The organism is Pontibacter fetidus (assembly GCF_010119545.1).
Taxonomy (GTDB): Bacteria; Bacteroidota; Bacteroidia; order Cytophagales; family Hymenobacteraceae; genus Pontibacter; species Pontibacter fetidus.
Genome location: NZ_JAAEAA010000005.1, coordinates 139,989 through 155,112, shown reverse-complemented (window position 1 = coordinate 155,112; position 15,124 = coordinate 139,989). Strand labels below are relative to the sequence as shown.

17 protein-coding genes are annotated in these 15,124 nt (G+C 46.5%); 7 read left to right on the top strand and 10 right to left on the bottom strand.

The window, feature by feature from the left end; all coding sequences use genetic code 11:
- Window positions 1-298 precede the first annotated feature (298 nt).
- Window positions 299-568 carry a hypothetical protein gene (locus tag GWO68_RS05510; RefSeq protein ID WP_162345416.1) on the bottom strand — a complete coding sequence of 90 codons (270 nt, stop codon included), beginning with the start codon at window positions 566-568 and terminating at the stop codon, window positions 299-301.
- Between the two features lie 209 nt (window positions 569-777).
- Here GWO68_RS05510 and GWO68_RS05505 point away from each other — a divergent pair, with 209 nt between their 5' ends.
- Complete coding sequence (locus GWO68_RS05505) at window positions 778-1,119, top strand: thioredoxin family protein (protein WP_235941950.1); 342 nt, start codon at window positions 778-780, stop codon at window positions 1,117-1,119.
- A gap of 84 nt (window positions 1,120-1,203) precedes the next feature.
- Here the strand turns inward: GWO68_RS05505 and GWO68_RS05500 are convergent, their stop codons facing one another.
- The 3 genes from GWO68_RS05500 to GWO68_RS05490 form a co-directional block, all read right to left on the bottom strand.
- The gene (locus GWO68_RS05500; RefSeq protein ID WP_162345414.1) at window positions 1,204-2,064 is read right to left on the bottom strand and encodes a pirin family protein; all 861 of its coding nucleotides are present in this window, start codon (window positions 2,062-2,064) and stop codon (window positions 1,204-1,206) included.
- Between the two features lie 127 nt (window positions 2,065-2,191).
- On the bottom strand, window positions 2,192-2,980 hold the full coding sequence (locus GWO68_RS05495) for a hypothetical protein (protein ID WP_162345413.1): 789 nt from the start codon (window positions 2,978-2,980) through the stop codon (window positions 2,192-2,194).
- Window positions 2,981-3,082: 102 nt separating this feature from the next.
- Complete coding sequence (locus GWO68_RS05490) at window positions 3,083-3,727, bottom strand: hypothetical protein (RefSeq protein WP_162345412.1); 645 nt, start codon at window positions 3,725-3,727, stop codon at window positions 3,083-3,085.
- A gap of 345 nt (window positions 3,728-4,072) precedes the next feature.
- Here GWO68_RS05490 and GWO68_RS05485 point away from each other — a divergent pair, with 345 nt between their 5' ends.
- Window positions 4,073-5,077: an NAD(P)/FAD-dependent oxidoreductase gene (locus GWO68_RS05485; protein WP_162345411.1), complete on the top strand. Its 1,005-nt coding sequence runs from the start codon at window positions 4,073-4,075 to the stop codon at window positions 5,075-5,077.
- A 3-nt stretch (window positions 5,078-5,080) separates the two neighbouring features.
- A complete protein-coding gene (locus GWO68_RS05480; protein WP_202923682.1) occupies window positions 5,081-5,404 on the top strand; it encodes a 2Fe-2S iron-sulfur cluster-binding protein in 324 nt (107 codons plus the stop codon).
- A gap of 276 nt (window positions 5,405-5,680) precedes the next feature.
- On the opposite strand, the gene GWO68_RS05475 is transcribed toward GWO68_RS05480, so the two are convergent.
- Genes GWO68_RS05475 through GWO68_RS05465 form a run of 3 tightly spaced genes read right to left on the bottom strand, consistent with a single transcriptional unit; the run spans window position 5,681 to window position 7,897 of the window.
- Window positions 5,681-6,586, bottom strand: a complete 906-nt coding sequence (locus GWO68_RS05475) for a cyanophycinase (RefSeq protein ID WP_162345410.1) — start codon at window positions 6,584-6,586, stop codon at window positions 5,681-5,683.
- 32 nt (window positions 6,587-6,618) lie between these two features.
- On the bottom strand, window positions 6,619-7,026 hold the full coding sequence (locus GWO68_RS05470; RefSeq protein WP_317164489.1) for a hypothetical protein: 408 nt from the start codon (window positions 7,024-7,026) through the stop codon (window positions 6,619-6,621).
- Between the two features lie 10 nt (window positions 7,027-7,036).
- On the bottom strand, window positions 7,037-7,897 hold the full coding sequence (locus GWO68_RS05465) for a TIGR02587 family membrane protein (RefSeq protein ID WP_235941949.1): 861 nt from the start codon (window positions 7,895-7,897) through the stop codon (window positions 7,037-7,039).
- Window positions 7,898-8,067: 170 nt separating this feature from the next.
- On the opposite strand from GWO68_RS05465, the gene GWO68_RS05460 reads away from it, so the two are divergent.
- On the top strand, window positions 8,068-8,718 hold the full coding sequence (locus GWO68_RS05460; protein ID WP_162345408.1) for an outer membrane beta-barrel protein: 651 nt from the start codon (window positions 8,068-8,070) through the stop codon (window positions 8,716-8,718).
- Window positions 8,719-8,830: 112 nt separating this feature from the next.
- Here GWO68_RS05460 and GWO68_RS05455 read toward each other — a convergent pair whose 3' ends face one another.
- Window positions 8,831-9,571, bottom strand: coding sequence for a (Fe-S)-binding protein (locus GWO68_RS05455; protein WP_202923681.1), 741 nt, complete (start codon window positions 9,569-9,571; stop codon window positions 8,831-8,833).
- Window positions 9,572-9,573: 2 nt separating this feature from the next.
- Window positions 9,574-10,419: a hydroxymethylglutaryl-CoA lyase gene (locus GWO68_RS05450; protein ID WP_162345407.1), complete on the bottom strand. Its 846-nt coding sequence runs from the start codon at window positions 10,417-10,419 to the stop codon at window positions 9,574-9,576.
- A 161-nt stretch (window positions 10,420-10,580) separates the two neighbouring features.
- Between GWO68_RS05450 and GWO68_RS05445 the strand changes: the two genes are divergently transcribed.
- The 3 genes from GWO68_RS05445 (at window position 10,581) to GWO68_RS05435 (ending at window position 13,345) form a co-directional block, all read left to right on the top strand.
- A complete protein-coding gene (locus tag GWO68_RS05445; RefSeq protein WP_162345406.1) occupies window positions 10,581-11,432 on the top strand; it encodes an SDR family oxidoreductase in 852 nt (283 codons plus the stop codon).
- A 3-nt stretch (window positions 11,433-11,435) separates the two neighbouring features.
- The gene (locus GWO68_RS05440) at window positions 11,436-12,863 is read left to right on the top strand and encodes an aldehyde dehydrogenase (RefSeq protein WP_162345405.1); all 1,428 of its coding nucleotides are present in this window, start codon (window positions 11,436-11,438) and stop codon (window positions 12,861-12,863) included.
- Window positions 12,864-12,955: 92 nt separating this feature from the next.
- Entirely contained in the window at window positions 12,956-13,345 is a 390-nt protein-coding gene (locus GWO68_RS05435) for a hypothetical protein (protein ID WP_162345404.1), read from the top strand.
- Window positions 13,346-13,808: 463 nt separating this feature from the next.
- Here the strand turns inward: GWO68_RS05435 and aceA are convergent, their stop codons facing one another.
- Window positions 13,809-15,089, bottom strand: a complete 1,281-nt coding sequence (gene aceA, locus GWO68_RS05430) for an isocitrate lyase (protein WP_162345403.1) — start codon at window positions 15,087-15,089, stop codon at window positions 13,809-13,811.
- Window positions 15,090-15,124: the final 35 nt, after the last annotated feature.

The following is a 15,124-nucleotide window of genomic DNA, read 5'->3' as shown; positions in this document are numbered from 1 at the left end:
TGGTTTGTACCGTTTATAGTTTCTATGATTTTCTAAGCATTGTTCAAATCTTTTAAAAGCAAGAACATGATTTATAATTCTTCTTAAAAACGCTAAATACCAGCTTAGGTGCTTAATTTTAAGAAACTATTACAGTACGTAAACAGGCATCATATTTTAACTAAACAGCTAATCTACAATTACATAAAAAATTAAAGCCACTTAACTAAGTGGCTTTAAAATGAGTAAACCTTATTGAAATTTCTTTGATGCTATCGGTAATTGTAAAGCTGCACGTGCGTTACACCAGTAATAATATTTAAGCCAGTTCTTTCAGCAGCTTGCGGGTTTTTACGCGCACCGATAACCAGCCATAGTTGTTGCGCAGGCGCTCAAAATTGTTGCCCTCCACTATACCATTCACGCCGGTTTGCGAAAGCGCATTTTTAAGCTCTTCGTCTTTTACCAGAAAATTATCCTGCACCAGGCCATATTTAATGAAAGAACAAGTAAGCCCATTTTCACAATTTTTTAATACCATTGTCTGGCTGTTTTCCAGTCCTTTTTTTAATCTATCTAATTCTTCCATAGTTACTAGCATATAGTTTCTATACACTTACATTCAGCTTATAGTTCATTTCCACATAAAATTAATGCTATAGTTTTAAAACTTTATCTTTTTGCTATATTATATGGTAAACACAGTTATTTTTTGGTTAAATGCTATCTGACTCAGGGTATCTGTTTTAGGTGTTATCGCCGAGATTAACAATGTGAAGTTAATTTCGTTAGCTAACTATGTATAAAACCAGTAACATGACAACTATTTATAACGCAACTGATGCAGACCTGCGCCAGCTTGTTTTCCAAAATGAATATGTAATCGTAAAGTTTATAGACAAGGAATGTGATATCTGTAAAGCATTAGCCCCATCTTTTGATACCTTGTCGCAGCGTGCTGCGTATACCGAAGTGCTGTTTTTAAGAATGGATGCAAAAGAAAACCCGGTATCGTTGAAAGAAGTGCGCTTTAGCAAAGCACCGTTTATAGCTACTTATAAAAAAGGTATACTACAGCAATGCGGCCTCGTGAACACCGAAGAAGAAATTACCGCCATGCTGGAGCAGTTACTGGCCTGACAAACTATAGATAAAAGCTATACTACTACCTGTAACGTTTCCCGAAACTATAAATTTACCGGCATAAGCAACCATAAACTATCCTTAGTCTTCTATCAGGATACCCATTTTACCTAACTGGTAATCGCGCATGGCCTGCATCACTTCCAGTTGGGTATTCATCACAAACGGCCCGTACATCGATACTTCTTCGTCTATCGGTTCGCCGGCGAGCAGCAAAATGCGGGTGTCTTGTTTTGCTGTAAGGGTGCAACCTTCGCCATCAGAGTTTAGCTCCACAGCATAATGGCCTTCTATCATGCCGTGGCCTTTTAAGAATATCTGCCCGTCGAGTAAGTATAAAACAGCATGGTAACTTTCTGGTATGGGTACTTCTATAGTTGCGCCTGCTTTGAGGGTAAGGCGCAATATTAGCAGTGGCGTTAAAGTTCTGATGGGGCCTTTTATTTCCTGAAACCGACCTGTTACAACCTGCACTTCGTAGCCTTCGCCTGTTACAACAGGGGTTTCGTTGGCGTGCAGTGGCTGGTAGTATGGCTGGCTCATTTTATACTTGCGTGGCAGATTTACCCATATCTGAATTATTTCCTGCACTCCTCCCCTTTCCTGAATGTCGTGTGGAGGGCGCTCGCTGTGCATAATGCCCATACCGGCATCCATCCATTGCGTACCGCCTTCATATACCACACTGTTGTTGCGGCGCGAATCGCGGTGGTGCACGCCTCCTTTGTAAATAAACGTAACCGGCGAAAACCCGCGGTGCGGATGCGGACCGATACCTGCTTTGCCTGGGTCAATATCAGGGGAAATGGTTGTAACATGATGCAGCATCAGGAAAGGATCGATCTGGTCTACCTGCCCGGTCGGGAAGGGCTGGCGCACAGGCGCTCCGTTCATATCCACTTCTTCGGCGTAGAGCAGGCGGGCAACGGTTCTGTTTTTCATTGCAAATAATAGGTGTGATACGTTACATAACTAAGGTACGGCATTGGTGGCAAAACTGTATAGCAACTATAGTTACAGGGTATTAAAAAAAAGCCGGCTATAGTTGCCGGCCTTTCTTTGCTTTATCTCAGTAGTTAGGGTCGTAGTTACTGTAGCCGCCCCGGTCAGCATTTCGTCTGTCGTAAACCGATGTGTTGCCAATCCCAAAGCTTCTATAGTTCATCCCGTTATCATCCTCATTTCCGCTGTTATCATTGTAGTTATCCCGGTTCCAGGAGCTGCTCCTCTCGCTGGTGCCATAGTGCCGGTCGCCATAGTTACTGCCAAACCCTGAACTGCGGTAATCCGAATTATATTGTCCTGATCTGCTGCTGCCGCTGCTATAGTTTGGTACGCCTCTGTCAGAACGTACCGGCACGTTTCCACGGCCACCTCCATAGCCCGACATCGATACGTAATCATCTACGTTACCACCTCCGCCACTCATAGCACCATACTCCTCGGAGCCACCAAAGCCCCCGTCAGAACTATAGTTTGAACCGCCAAAAGCTGCGCCACTGTAGCCACTGGTTCTACCTGAGCCATAACCCCGATCATACAGATAATTGCGGTCGCGGCGCATACGCTGTTCAATGTTTTCGCCGGTGTCAGTAAAGCGGTTTTCGCCACCAACATCAGAAATGCCATATCCCCGACGGATTTCGTTAGGGTCATGACTTTGCCCGTGGCGGCTGGTATAGTTTCGGTCTGTGCCATAGTTGCGGCGGCGGTATTCTTCGTCACGGTCGTGAGTGTTCCGGAAACGGTTTTCGTAGTCGCGGCCAAAGTCACCGTCGCGTGAGGAACGGTCCCAGTCGCGGCGGTTCTCGCTTCCTAAGCCGCTGTGGTAATAATTATCTCTGTCGTATCTTTCCATAGTTTCTGTTTATAGTTTTAGGATGTATTAATATAAAAGCTGCATGCCAACTATAGCTGCAAACCTGAAACAGCAAACCCGCTCTGGCAGGTCCTGCCAAGGTTACATGGTATAATCGTTGCGGTTAAGGTTGTTTCGGTTGCCTCTAACGCTGCGCTCGCGGTCCAGGTCGCGCTCATCGTACCTGGTAGAGCCGTAGCCCTGTGGCATTCCCCTGAAAGACCGGTCGTAGCCCTGATTACGGTCATAATTCCGACTGTAATCGTTGCCCGAACTATAGGTATCGCGGTAGTAGCCGCGGCCGCCTGTGTTATAAGGTTCAGGAGTGTAATCGTCTGGTTCGGGACTGTTGTCAAAGCTGCCATAGTTGCGGCTGCTGTAATCTATATATTCTTCGTATGGGCCTGTGTTATATTGTTCGCGGTTCTGGTATGGGTTGTTTCTGCTGCTATAGTCCGAATGTCCGTAACCTGTACTTTCACCGTACCGCATTCCTCTACTCCTGTCATCATACGGCCGCGCGCCAACGTTTTGGGAGTCTACGTCGTTATAGTTACGGTAATCCTGCGCTGCATTGTGGTAATAATCGTTGCCCCGCATGCTACGGCCTGCGCCTATTTCACGTCCTCTATCATTGCCTCCCGATCTGTGTTGGTTATCATAATCGTGGGTATAGCCACCATCAGAGCTTGTACCGTAATAGCCACCATACGACCTGTCGCGTTCATACTCATTTCGTCTTGCCATAATTAATCTGTTTAAGCGTAAAACATTCCTTTATAAACGGAGCCCCCGGGTTGCGGTTCTGATTTACACTTCTAAATACCTGGCATTCACGGTGCTGCCCTGTTGGTGTAACCCGGTAACCACTATATGGTCTAACTATAGTTACCGTTGCTGCTGCGGGCTCTGGTCAGGAACAAAACTGCCGAAAAAAACCGTTTTGAACGCAAGGTAGCGGTACGCTAAAATTGCCTGAACAATACGCCCGATGTGGGGTTAATTATTGAAGAAAAGGTTATGTAAGCTGGGCACTTGCCCTTACATTTACGGCACCAGCCAAGGCTGGCATAATCATAACTATTTAACTAAATGTTAACGACAGATATATGTATAGTTGGCGCAGGCCCGGTGGGTTTGTTTGCCGTTTTTGAGGCAGGTTTGCTTAAAATGCGCTGCCACGTAATTGATGCGCTGCCTGTAGTGGGTGGCCAGTTATCAGAAATTTACCCTAAAAAACCGATCTACGACATACCTGGTTTTCCGGAAGTGCTGGCCGGCGACCTGGTAAAGAATCTTGAAAAACAGATAGCCCCTTTTCACCCTACGTTTACCTTAGGCGAGCGCGTAGAGCACCTGCACAAACAGGAAGACGGCAGCTTTATCGTAGAAACTTCGGAAGGCACCCATGTAGCCTGTAAAGTTGTGGTTATAGCGGGCGGACTGGGTTCTTTTGAGCCGCGCAAACCTGCTATTGATAACCTGGAAACATTTGAAGGCAAAGGTGTAAACTATATGGTGCGCGACCCGGAGCATTTCCGTAGCAAAAAAGTAGTTATAGCCGGTGGTGGCGACTCTGCCCTGGACTGGGCTATTTACCTGGCCGGCATTGCCGAAGACCTGACCCTTGTACACCGTGGCACCTCGTTCCGGGGCGCTCCCGAATCCGCACAAAAAGTAGTGAGCATGGCCGAAGAAGGACACCTGAAGCTATTACTGAAATCGAACGTGACGGATGTGCATGGCAATGGAAAACTGAATGCGGTAACTGTGCTGGTAGATAACGAAACGCCTTACGAAATAGAGACCGATTACTTTATTCCGTTGTTCGGGCTGGTGCCAAAGCTTGGCCCTATCGATAACTGGGGATTGGAGCTGGATAAAAGTGCAATCGTGGTAAACACCGTTGATTATTCTACCAACATACCGGGCGTTTATGCCATTGGCGATATTAACACCTACCCCGGCAAGCTGAAGCTGATATTGTGCGGTTTCCATGAGGCTGCTTTAATGGCCCAGAGCGCTTACAACATCGTGTACCCTGACAAAAAATTTGTATTGAAATACACCACCGTAAATGGCATACAGGAACTATAGCCCATGGAAGATCTGATAAAAATTATAGTTGAAACCCAGAACGGTGAACGTGTAGAGCTGGAAGCCCCGACGGATATGGGCCTTTCGCTGATGGAAGTGATGAAGGCTAATGAACTGGATGTGCCTGCCATTTGCGGCGGCATGGCCATTTGTGCTACCTGCCATGTAGAGGTACTGGAAAGCGGTGAATTACCAGAAATGAACGATGACGAAGCTTTTATGCTGGAATCGTTACCACATGCTACCGAAACGAGCCGGCTATCGTGCCAACTGCGCGTAACCCCCGAACTGAACGGGCTGGTAGTACGCCTGCGACCGGAAGCTTAAAAAGCTGAAGTATAAACTATAAAAGGCATCTTGTGTAGCAGGATGCCTTTTGTTTTGGGTAAAACCTATAGTTACCGGCTATAGTTTTGGAAAAAACACAGAGTATCGGCTTTCCCGGTAAACAGAAGATACCCATTTAAATCCCAGCTAAGCTTATACTCGGTGTATAGAATTCGGGGCAAGAACTGTACTCAAATGCAAAAAGGGCTAGATACCGGTTATCACCCAGCATAGCCCTTGAACTATTGCTATAGTATGTAACTTCATATTAGCCTATCATGCATGCAACTGGTTGAAAACTGGGAGTACATAGGTCTCTTCGGCCGCCATCAGGTGCACAGTTATCCCACACAGCGAAAATGGCTCGCCAGTTTCAATCTCGTAAATACTGTTGCGTGTAATCTTCATGCCATCTACAACAGTTACCAACCCGGTTCCGATTACTTCTACATGCCGGCCTTCTGTTACAAGTACAGCCGTATCCTCTTCCAGACCGATGCCAATACAGCCAGGGTTAGTTGCTATGCACTGCGCCATGCGTATAATGCGGCCGCGCTGAATAAAGTGAGTATCTATGGCTACGTTTTTCAGAAACTCCAGACCGGTAGTGATGCGCACATCACCTTTCAGCATGCCTTTATTGGTTTCACCCTCATAAATCATAGGTGTGGAGAGTGCCGCTGCGCCCGCACTTGTGCCGGCAATTATAAAATCGTTGAAAGTATAGCGCTCTTTTATAGTTTCCAGGAAAGACGTACCCCCAAGTATAGCTGTTAGTTTTAGCTGGTCTCCGCCGGTTATCATAATGCCGGCCGCTTTTTTTATTATTTCGCAGTTCTCTTCCTTCATCGCGTCGGCCCGCTCTCTTATATCCAGCACCTGCACATCGTTTATACCCAGGTTTTTAAACTCTTTCACGTAGCTTTGGGCACTTTCGTCAGGCTCTCCTGATGCAGTTGGCAACACTGCTACCATAGGGTTTTCGCCACGCAGTTCTTTTACAAAACGTTTCAGAATTTCTTCGCTGATAAAGTCTTTACTCAGGCGCTGTACTTCAGTCTGCTCTTCCCCTGACTTGCTTTCTTTGCCGCCTATTGCCAGTAGCTTGCCTTTAGGCACAGGTAACTCCACCGTCTGGTTATTGGCTTTAACTACCGGTTGTTGATTTTTCTTTTTTGCCATGGCAGGTTTTTATTTTATGTAAGCAACTACAATTACGGTTTTTTATAACTGATCACTCTTGTCGCTACTGAGTCAGTAGTTTCAAGTTTGCCCGAGAAAGTTATCCAGCCTTTACTCTCTGAATCTTTCGGCACAAAAGCCACTGACAATTCTGATTTCTCCTTTTCTGCACCACTTTTATAGAGCTTAAATTCTATAACCACTTCTTCGGCAGTCGCGCCTCCTTTATTAAAAATACTTACCAAATAGCGGTTAGGCGCTAACTCAGACGGATCGGCCATTGCTTCGGCGTATATGTCGGGTTCGCCTGGTTTATGCTGTATAGTCTGGTATAAGAGATAGCCCAGTATCCCCACCAATAAAAACAGGCTTACCCCAAATACAAGCCACTCCAGCCAGTTCTTCTGGTCGTTGCTGTTTTGTTTATCTTTCTTTTCCACTGTCATTGCTTTATTTTATAAGTAACCTGCCCGCCGATGCTCCTAACGAAGACAACACGCCCAGCACAATTACTTCTGAAAAACCTGTCCAGAAGTTAAGCCCCTCGAACCGGCCAAAAAACCAGAGTGTTACTGCCGATGCCAGCAATGCTACCAGGTAACTTACGCAGGTATCAAAGGTTAGCCAGAAGTAAAAATCGGAATTTCGGCTGCTGGATGATCCCTTAAAATCGCTGAAGTATACAACTATAACACTGAGCCCTACCGACGTAAGGGCCATAAACAGAATATGGACAGGCATAGCCTCTACTGCCAGCATAACTACCTCCTCGGTTGGGGCCACATTGCCGCCAATAAGTATAGCGCCGCAAAATGCAAGCACAACCATACCAAAGCGTCCGGGCTCTTTTTCTGCTTCCAGTTCTTCGTCTTCTTCCTGTTCTGCGTCATTGGTGGCGCCAAGCTGTGCCGTACCAATCGATACCCCAATGGATACCGCCATGGCCTCTATCACGGTTTTGCCAATTATCTCGCTCAGGGCCATCCCTGCAAGTTCTATCCGGTTAAGCACAAGCAACACTGCAAACGAAAGCACCAGCCCGATGCCCATTTCCTCGACAGAATCTATCATGATGCTGCGCCAGGAAACACCAGGCCGCATGCCCGCATACCGGTTATACCCGAGCAATAACAAATAAGTAAAAAGTACCAGGCCCAGAAGCTGCGCAGGTGTGGCACTAAAACCAGCCCACCATACCTCCATGGTAAACAGTAACGGAAAACTAAAAAGCAATCCGCCGGTAATACCGCGCATGTACTCTTTTACCGATAATTTAAGCGGCCGGCCGCCCGTAATCTGTGACTTACTCAAATTGCACTGTATTTATTTTTAGGCTTTATACGAAGGGGTACACACAAAGTATAGATTAACCGTTTTCTGCTCAGCTTACTTGCAAAAACCTACTTAAAATCCCTTAACTAATACATATTATGTTATTAATATGTTTCTATATTTTTACGGAAACATTTATGAAAACAAACATGAAAAAATTATTAACAGCAGCCGTTTTAGCTTTATTAAGTACAGGTGCATTTGCACAAACTACTCAGAGAAGTATAGTTGTATCAGGCACTTTAGGGATCAACAGGTCACAGGATGAGATTGAAAGCAACAGTGATCCTCGTACAAATACCATTACAAGTTTCGCCCTAAAACCAAGTATAGGTTATATGGTAAGTGATCGCCTTGAACTCGGAATGAATATTGGCCTTAATTATTCAAAGACCGAGTTGGTTATCGGTAAAGAGTCTTATAAATTTACCAGTGAGTCAGTTTCTACCAGTGTTGAGTTCAGTCCGTTTGTAAGAAAGTACTTTATGCTTTCGGAGAAACTCGCCTTTACCGGAACTGCTTCAGCGGGATTCTCTTTAGGTAACAATAAAACTGAAAATAACTTTAATTCAACCAAGACGGAGTCTACACGGAATTGTGTATTTGCAAGCATAGTTCCTGGCATCACTTTCTTCCCAACTGAAAAGATTGGCTTAAGCACTTATTTCGGCTCGCTTGGCTATACCAAGGTCACTTTTAAGCCAAAAGAAGGATCATATAAAGAGGTTCAGTCAGATTTTGGCCTTAACTTAAGTAGCAGCACATTTGGCATTGGCTTCAGCTACTATATCAACCGCTAAACTATAGTTTAACAAAAACAAAGAGGCCTGTGCACTTTATAGTTGCACAGGCCTTTTTATATATGCTATAGTTTATAACTGAAACTACATTCAGCAACTCTACAATCAAAAACTACCAGCCACTTGCCAGCACATCGGCAATGTGCATGGTCCTGATAGGCTTGTTCTGTTTTTTAATATACGCCTCTAAGTGCATCAGGCAGCTGCTGTCTGTAGAAACTATAAACTCGGCTCCAGTGGCCAGGGCATTATCTACTTTCTGCTCGGCCATGGCTGTTGATATGGCTTCGAACTTAACGGCAAAAGTACCACCAAAACCACAGCAGGTTTCGTTATCAGCCATCTCTACCAGTTCAAAGCCTTCTACGTTTTCCAGCAAAGCACGCGGGCCAGCTTTGATGCCGCACTCACGGAGAGCGCTGCACGAGTCGTGGTAGGTAAACTTGCCCGGCAACGAAGCACCGGGTATAGCGGTAATGCCCATAATATCAGTCAGGAACTCCGTGAACTCATACACCTTTTTCTGCATGGCGCGGTACTTCACCAAATTCGACGACTTCACAAAAATATCCTGGTATGCATTACGCACCATGCCCACACACGAAGCCGAAGGCGCTACAATGTAATGCGAAGTCTCGTTCGAGAAATCATCCAGAAACTTGGTGGCTACTTCGCGGGCTTCGCTAAAAAAACCGGCGTTAAAGGCAGGCTGTCCGCAGCAGGTCTGGTTGGGGTTATAGTTTACCTCGCAGCCTACACTTTCCAGCACTTTTACCATGTTCATAGCTGTTTCCGGAAACATCTGGTCCACGAAACAGGGAATGAAAATATCTACAATTATATTCTTTGCCATAATCAGGAAAACACAGCATCAGACTGTGAGATGGCCGCATCCAGGGCGGCCTGGTTCAGGTTCAAATTTACACCAATCGTGTTAAAGTATGTTACTAAATTTTCGGTGGCCATATTGCCTACCAGTTCGTCTTTCGCCATCGGGCAACCACCAAAACCGCGTATGGCCCCATCAAAGCTACGGCAGCCGGAACTATAGGCAGCCTCCACTTTTTCGTGCCAGGTAGTAGGCGTGGTATGCAGGTGCGCACCAAACTCAATGTGTTTAAACGCCGGAATCAGGGAACTGAACAAATAATGTATATTCTCCGGATTAGAAACGCCAATGGTATCAGACAGCGAAATGATCTTAACCTGTAGTTTGTCCAGTTCGTGAACGAAGTGCAGCACCGTTTCGGTATCCCAAGGGTCGTTGTACGGATTTCCGAAACCCATGGAGATGTATGTTACGAGGGTTTTATTGTGCTTATGGCAGATTTCCTGAATGTGGGCCAGTTGCTCCATGGCCTCGGCTATAGTTTTGTTGGTGTTGCGCTGCTGAAACGTTTCGGAAACTGAAAGCGGGAAACCCAGGTAATCGATCTGTTTATGCTGAGCGGCTTCTTCTGCACCACGTATGTTTGCAATTATGGCCAGCAGTTTTGAGGTGGTGTTATCCAGGTCCAAGTTAGCCAGCACTTCTGCCGTATCGCTCATCTGCGGTATAGCCTTCGGCGACACAAAGCTTCCGAAATCAATCGTATCAAATCCTACTTTTAGCAGTTGGTTGATGTACTCAATCTTAACATCGGTAGGTATAAATTTCTGGAGCCCCTGCATTGCATCGCGCGGGCATTCGATTATCTTCATAGTAGTGTGTGCTATACTTTGGCAACCTGTTCAATGGCTGCTTTCAAAGATACAAATTTATCGTATCTGCATGTCTGTTTTCTAAATCAGTAGCTATCGTTCTATTTTATTTAAATACTTATTAATTTAAAGATGCTTTTAAAATATACCTATCGCTAACTATGACACAGATCTCGGGAAGTATAGTTTTGATAACAGGCGGTGCCTCGGGCATCGGCAACATAATAGGCCGTAAATGCCTGCAGCGTGGAGCCAGCCACCTGGTTATCTGGGATGTGAACACCGAACTGCTTAACCGGGTTGTTACAGATTTACAGGCAGAAGGTTTTAGCGCAAGCGGGTATATAGTAGATGTGGCCAATGCACAAAACGTGCAACAAGCCGCGGAACAGGTGATACAGGAAGTCGGGTTGCCAACTATAGTTATCAATAATGCCGGAATAGTGGTTGGTAACCTGTTTCAGGAGCACAGCTACCGCGACATAGACCGCACCTTAGGCATAAATGCTGCCGGGCCGATGTATGTGGCCCTGGCTTTTTTAGATGGTTTTATTACGCGCGGAAGCGGCCATATTGTAAACATTGCCTCTGCGGCAGGCCTTACACCAAACCCGCGCATGAGCGTGTATGCAGCCAGCAAATGGGCGGTACTTGGCTGGTCTGAGAGCCTGCGCCTGGAGTTGGAAAAGCAAAGCAAAGACCTGCACGTTACCACCGTTACGCCAAGCTACATAAATACCGGTATGTTTGCCGGTGCACGCGGGCCTTTGCTCACGCCTATACTTGACCCCGATGTCATTTCAGAAGCTATTGTACAAGCCATAGCAGATAACAGGATCATTGTGCGCAAACCTGCTATAGTTCACCTTTTACCATTGTTCCGGGGGCTTTTGCCAACACGCCTCTTCGACGTTATAGTTGGCCGTATATTTAACGTATACACTTCTATGGATAACTTTACGGGACGAACTGCTTCACCATCTCCAACCGACGACATCAACTCAAAACGTTAGCATATGGCCCTTTCCCAACAACACGCCACACCTCCTGCAACCGGGGAAGACAGCCAGGAACGCATCGAAATGCTGTTGCGCCTGCAACGCACTTATTTTGCTACCGGCCATACCCTGCCCGTTAACTTCCGGAAGGCACAACTGCGCAAACTACAACACATTTTAAAAGCGCACGAGCAGGATTTGTTTGATGCCCTCTATGCTGATTTCCGGAAGCCTGCCTTGGAAGCGTTTGGCACCGAGATCGGGTTTATAGAACTGGAACTGAAGCTGGCCCTGAAAAGTATAGACGACTGGGTAAAACCCCGCAAGGTACCAGAATCGCTGATCAATTTTCCGGCGCGCAGTTATGTATACCCCCAACCTTACGGAGTGGCGCTCATCATCTCGCCCTGGAACTATCCGCTTAACCTGCTTTTCACTCCGCTGATCGGGGCTATGGCAGCCGGCAACTGCGCTATACTTAAACCCTCTGAAATTGCGCCAAACACCGCAGCTATAGTTAACCGCCTTATCTCACAAAATTTTGAGGAACGTTACCTTGCCGTAGTAGAAGGTGGCGTACAAACCACCCAGCAGTTATTGGCACAGCAGTTCGATTATATCTTTTTTACGGGAAGCACACAGGTTGGCAAAGTAGTGATGAAAGCCGCCGCCGAAAACCTGACACCTGTTACGCTGGAGCTTGGCGGTAAAAGCCCGGCTATAGTTAGCGCTGATGCGGATATGGAACTTGCAGCGCGTCGCATTTGCTGGGGCAAGTTTTTAAACGCCGGACAAACCTGCGTAGCCCCCGATTATGTGTTGGTGCAGGAAGATGTAAAAGAAGAATTTATCCAGCAGATGGCCCAATGCATCCGTGATTTTTATACCGAGCATCCTGCCAGCAGCCCCGACTTTGCCCGCATCATCAACATCCGGCATTTTGAGCGCCTAAATGCCATGCTTACCCCGGAAAACATCCGGATTGGGGGCCAGACTGATCCTTCAGAAAAATACATCGCGCCAACTGTGCTTGACAACATCACCTGGGATCACCCGTCCATGCAGGAAGAGATCTTCGGGCCCATACTTCCGGTAATTGCATTTGATACCTTAAACGAAGCCATAACCATGGTTAACCGCCATGCCAAGCCACTTGCGCTATACTTGTTTACCAATAATAAACTATACCAGGACCAGGTACTGCAGCAGGTGCACTTTGGCGGAGGCTGTATTAACGATACTATTTCGCATTTGGCTAACCCTAATTTACCGTTTGGCGGCGTGGGCAGCAGCGGCTTGGGCAGTTACCACGGCATGGCCAGTTTTGATGTTTTTTCGCATCAGAAAAGTGTGCTATACCGCGGCACCTGGCTCGACCTTCCGTTCCGGTATCCACCATACGGCGATAAACTTAAGCTGCTTCGTAAATTTTTTAAATGGCTTTAAACTATAGTTTCTGAAAGCTATAGCTTAAAATCCGAAAATAAATTCTGTGAACTGCGTATACTTCCATACAACGCAACACCCTGCAAATTACTATGGAAAACCTGACACAATATTTAGACAAATCGCTGATTCCGCTGGAAGATAAGGTAAAAGAATACCTCAACATTGAGCGCGACATTCGTTTACTGGATGTAGAACTGCTTTCGCTACAAAGCATGAAATCGGATTTTGATCCCGAGCAGCACGACCTGGAGCAGGAAATTAAAGAAGGCCATAACGATCTGAATGACAAAGAACAAAAAATGGCTGACCTGTTATCAAAATACAGTACCCTTCGTTCTGAGTTGATCAGCATGCTGCCGGAAAAGAACCGGTTTATAGAGATAAACCTTGGCTATGGACCCAGTATGGTTGGGTACTTTACCATAGACCACGAAACCCGCCAGCCGCTGCCGGAACCCGTATTACGCGTAGTGCATTAAGTGATTTTATAGTTACTGCCAATAGCAGCAAAAAGCCCGCAGACACAAAAGTCTCTGCGGGCTTTTTGGTAACTATAGTTTCTAAGATAATTATATTGGCCAGCCCAGGCATGCAGCCCATGCCTTTAATAAAGTGAAGCTTATAACTCAACTGGTCGGGACGCCCAGACTATAGTTCGACACGAGCGAAGATGCCTTATCATGTCCCATAACATTTCCATCTTCGCCCTTTTTCAGTTAAAGATTTCTTTGACAAGAGAGAATTATCCCCTTGAGGGGATTATAGGGGTGTTTTTTTAGCAAAGCTTATCATAACAGATGAGCTTTGGGCTAATCCGTTCCCTATCGACACCCCTGTAGTCCCCTCAAGGGGACAATCCCTTATAATAAAAGCCCATTCCGATAAAGTTGTAGTCCAGGAAAAGGCAACTACGCCCGCACCATATTATAACTATAGCTCCTATTAATGAAACTGCTGTTCTTCGGTAGAGCCTGCCAACGCAACTGTAGAGGCAGCACCGGCTGTTACAGTATTCTGTACGGCATCGAAGTAACCGGTACCTACAAACGACTGGTGTTTTACTGCTTTAAAGCCATCTTTGGTAAGGGCAAACTCCCGCTCCTGCAACTCGGAGTAACCCGCCATGCCGCGCTCTTTGTATGCCTTGGCCAGCTCAAACATACTGGTGTTAAGTGCATGGAAACCAGCCAGCGTTATAAACTGGAATTTATAGCCCATCTCTGCCAGTTCTTCCCGGAAAATAGCCATCTCTTCCACACTTAATTTAGCTGCCCAGTTAAAAGACGGTGAGCAGTTATATGCCAGCAACTTACCCGGAAACTCTCTATGGATCGCTTTGGCAAAACGGCGTGCCTGATCCAGGTCAGGGTGTGATGTTTCCATCCAGATGAGATCAGCATATGGCGCGTAGGCCAGGCCGCGTGCTATCCCCTGCTCTATGCCGCAGCGCACATGGTAAAAGCCTTCGCTGGTTCGTGGTGCATCCAGTATAAATTCATGATCGCGTGGGTCAATGTCGCTGGTGATCAGGGTGGCGGCATCAGCGTCGGTGCGGGCAACAACTATAGTTGGTACGCCCATTACATCGGCTGCCAGGCGCGCGGCAACCAGTTTATTGATAGCTTCTTGTGTAGGAACCAACACCTTACCTCCCAGGTGGCCGCACTTTTTAGCAGACGATAACTGATCCTCAAAATGCACTCCTGACGCGCCCGCTTCTATCATCATTTTCATTAACTCAAAAGCGTTCAGGTTACCGCCAAAGCCGGCTTCGGCATCGGCAACTATAGGTACCATGTAATCTATTTCTCCGTCGCCGATTACACTTTGTATCTGGTCGGCACGCAGCAGGGAGTTGTTAATCTTCTTCACCACATTCGGTACAGAGTCGGCCGGATACAGGCTTTGGTCGGGATACATGTGCCCGGCCAGGTTGGCATCAGCAGCTACCTGCCAACCGCTCAGGTAAATGGCATTCAGGCCTGCCTGTACTTCCTGCACCGCCTGGTTTCCAGTTAGCGCGCCCAAGCCAGCCACATACTTTTCAGAGTGCAGCAATTTCCATAGTTTTGTAGCCCCGTTTCTGGCCAGTGTATGTTCTATCTGTACCGAGCCCTGTAACTTCACTACCTCTTCGGCACTATAGGGTCTGCGGATGCCCGCCCAACGCGGATTTTCAATCCAATCTGTTTCGATCTTCTGAATTCTTTCTTTCTTGTTCATGGCAGTAATTAATGAGTAGTGAATAATGAAGAATG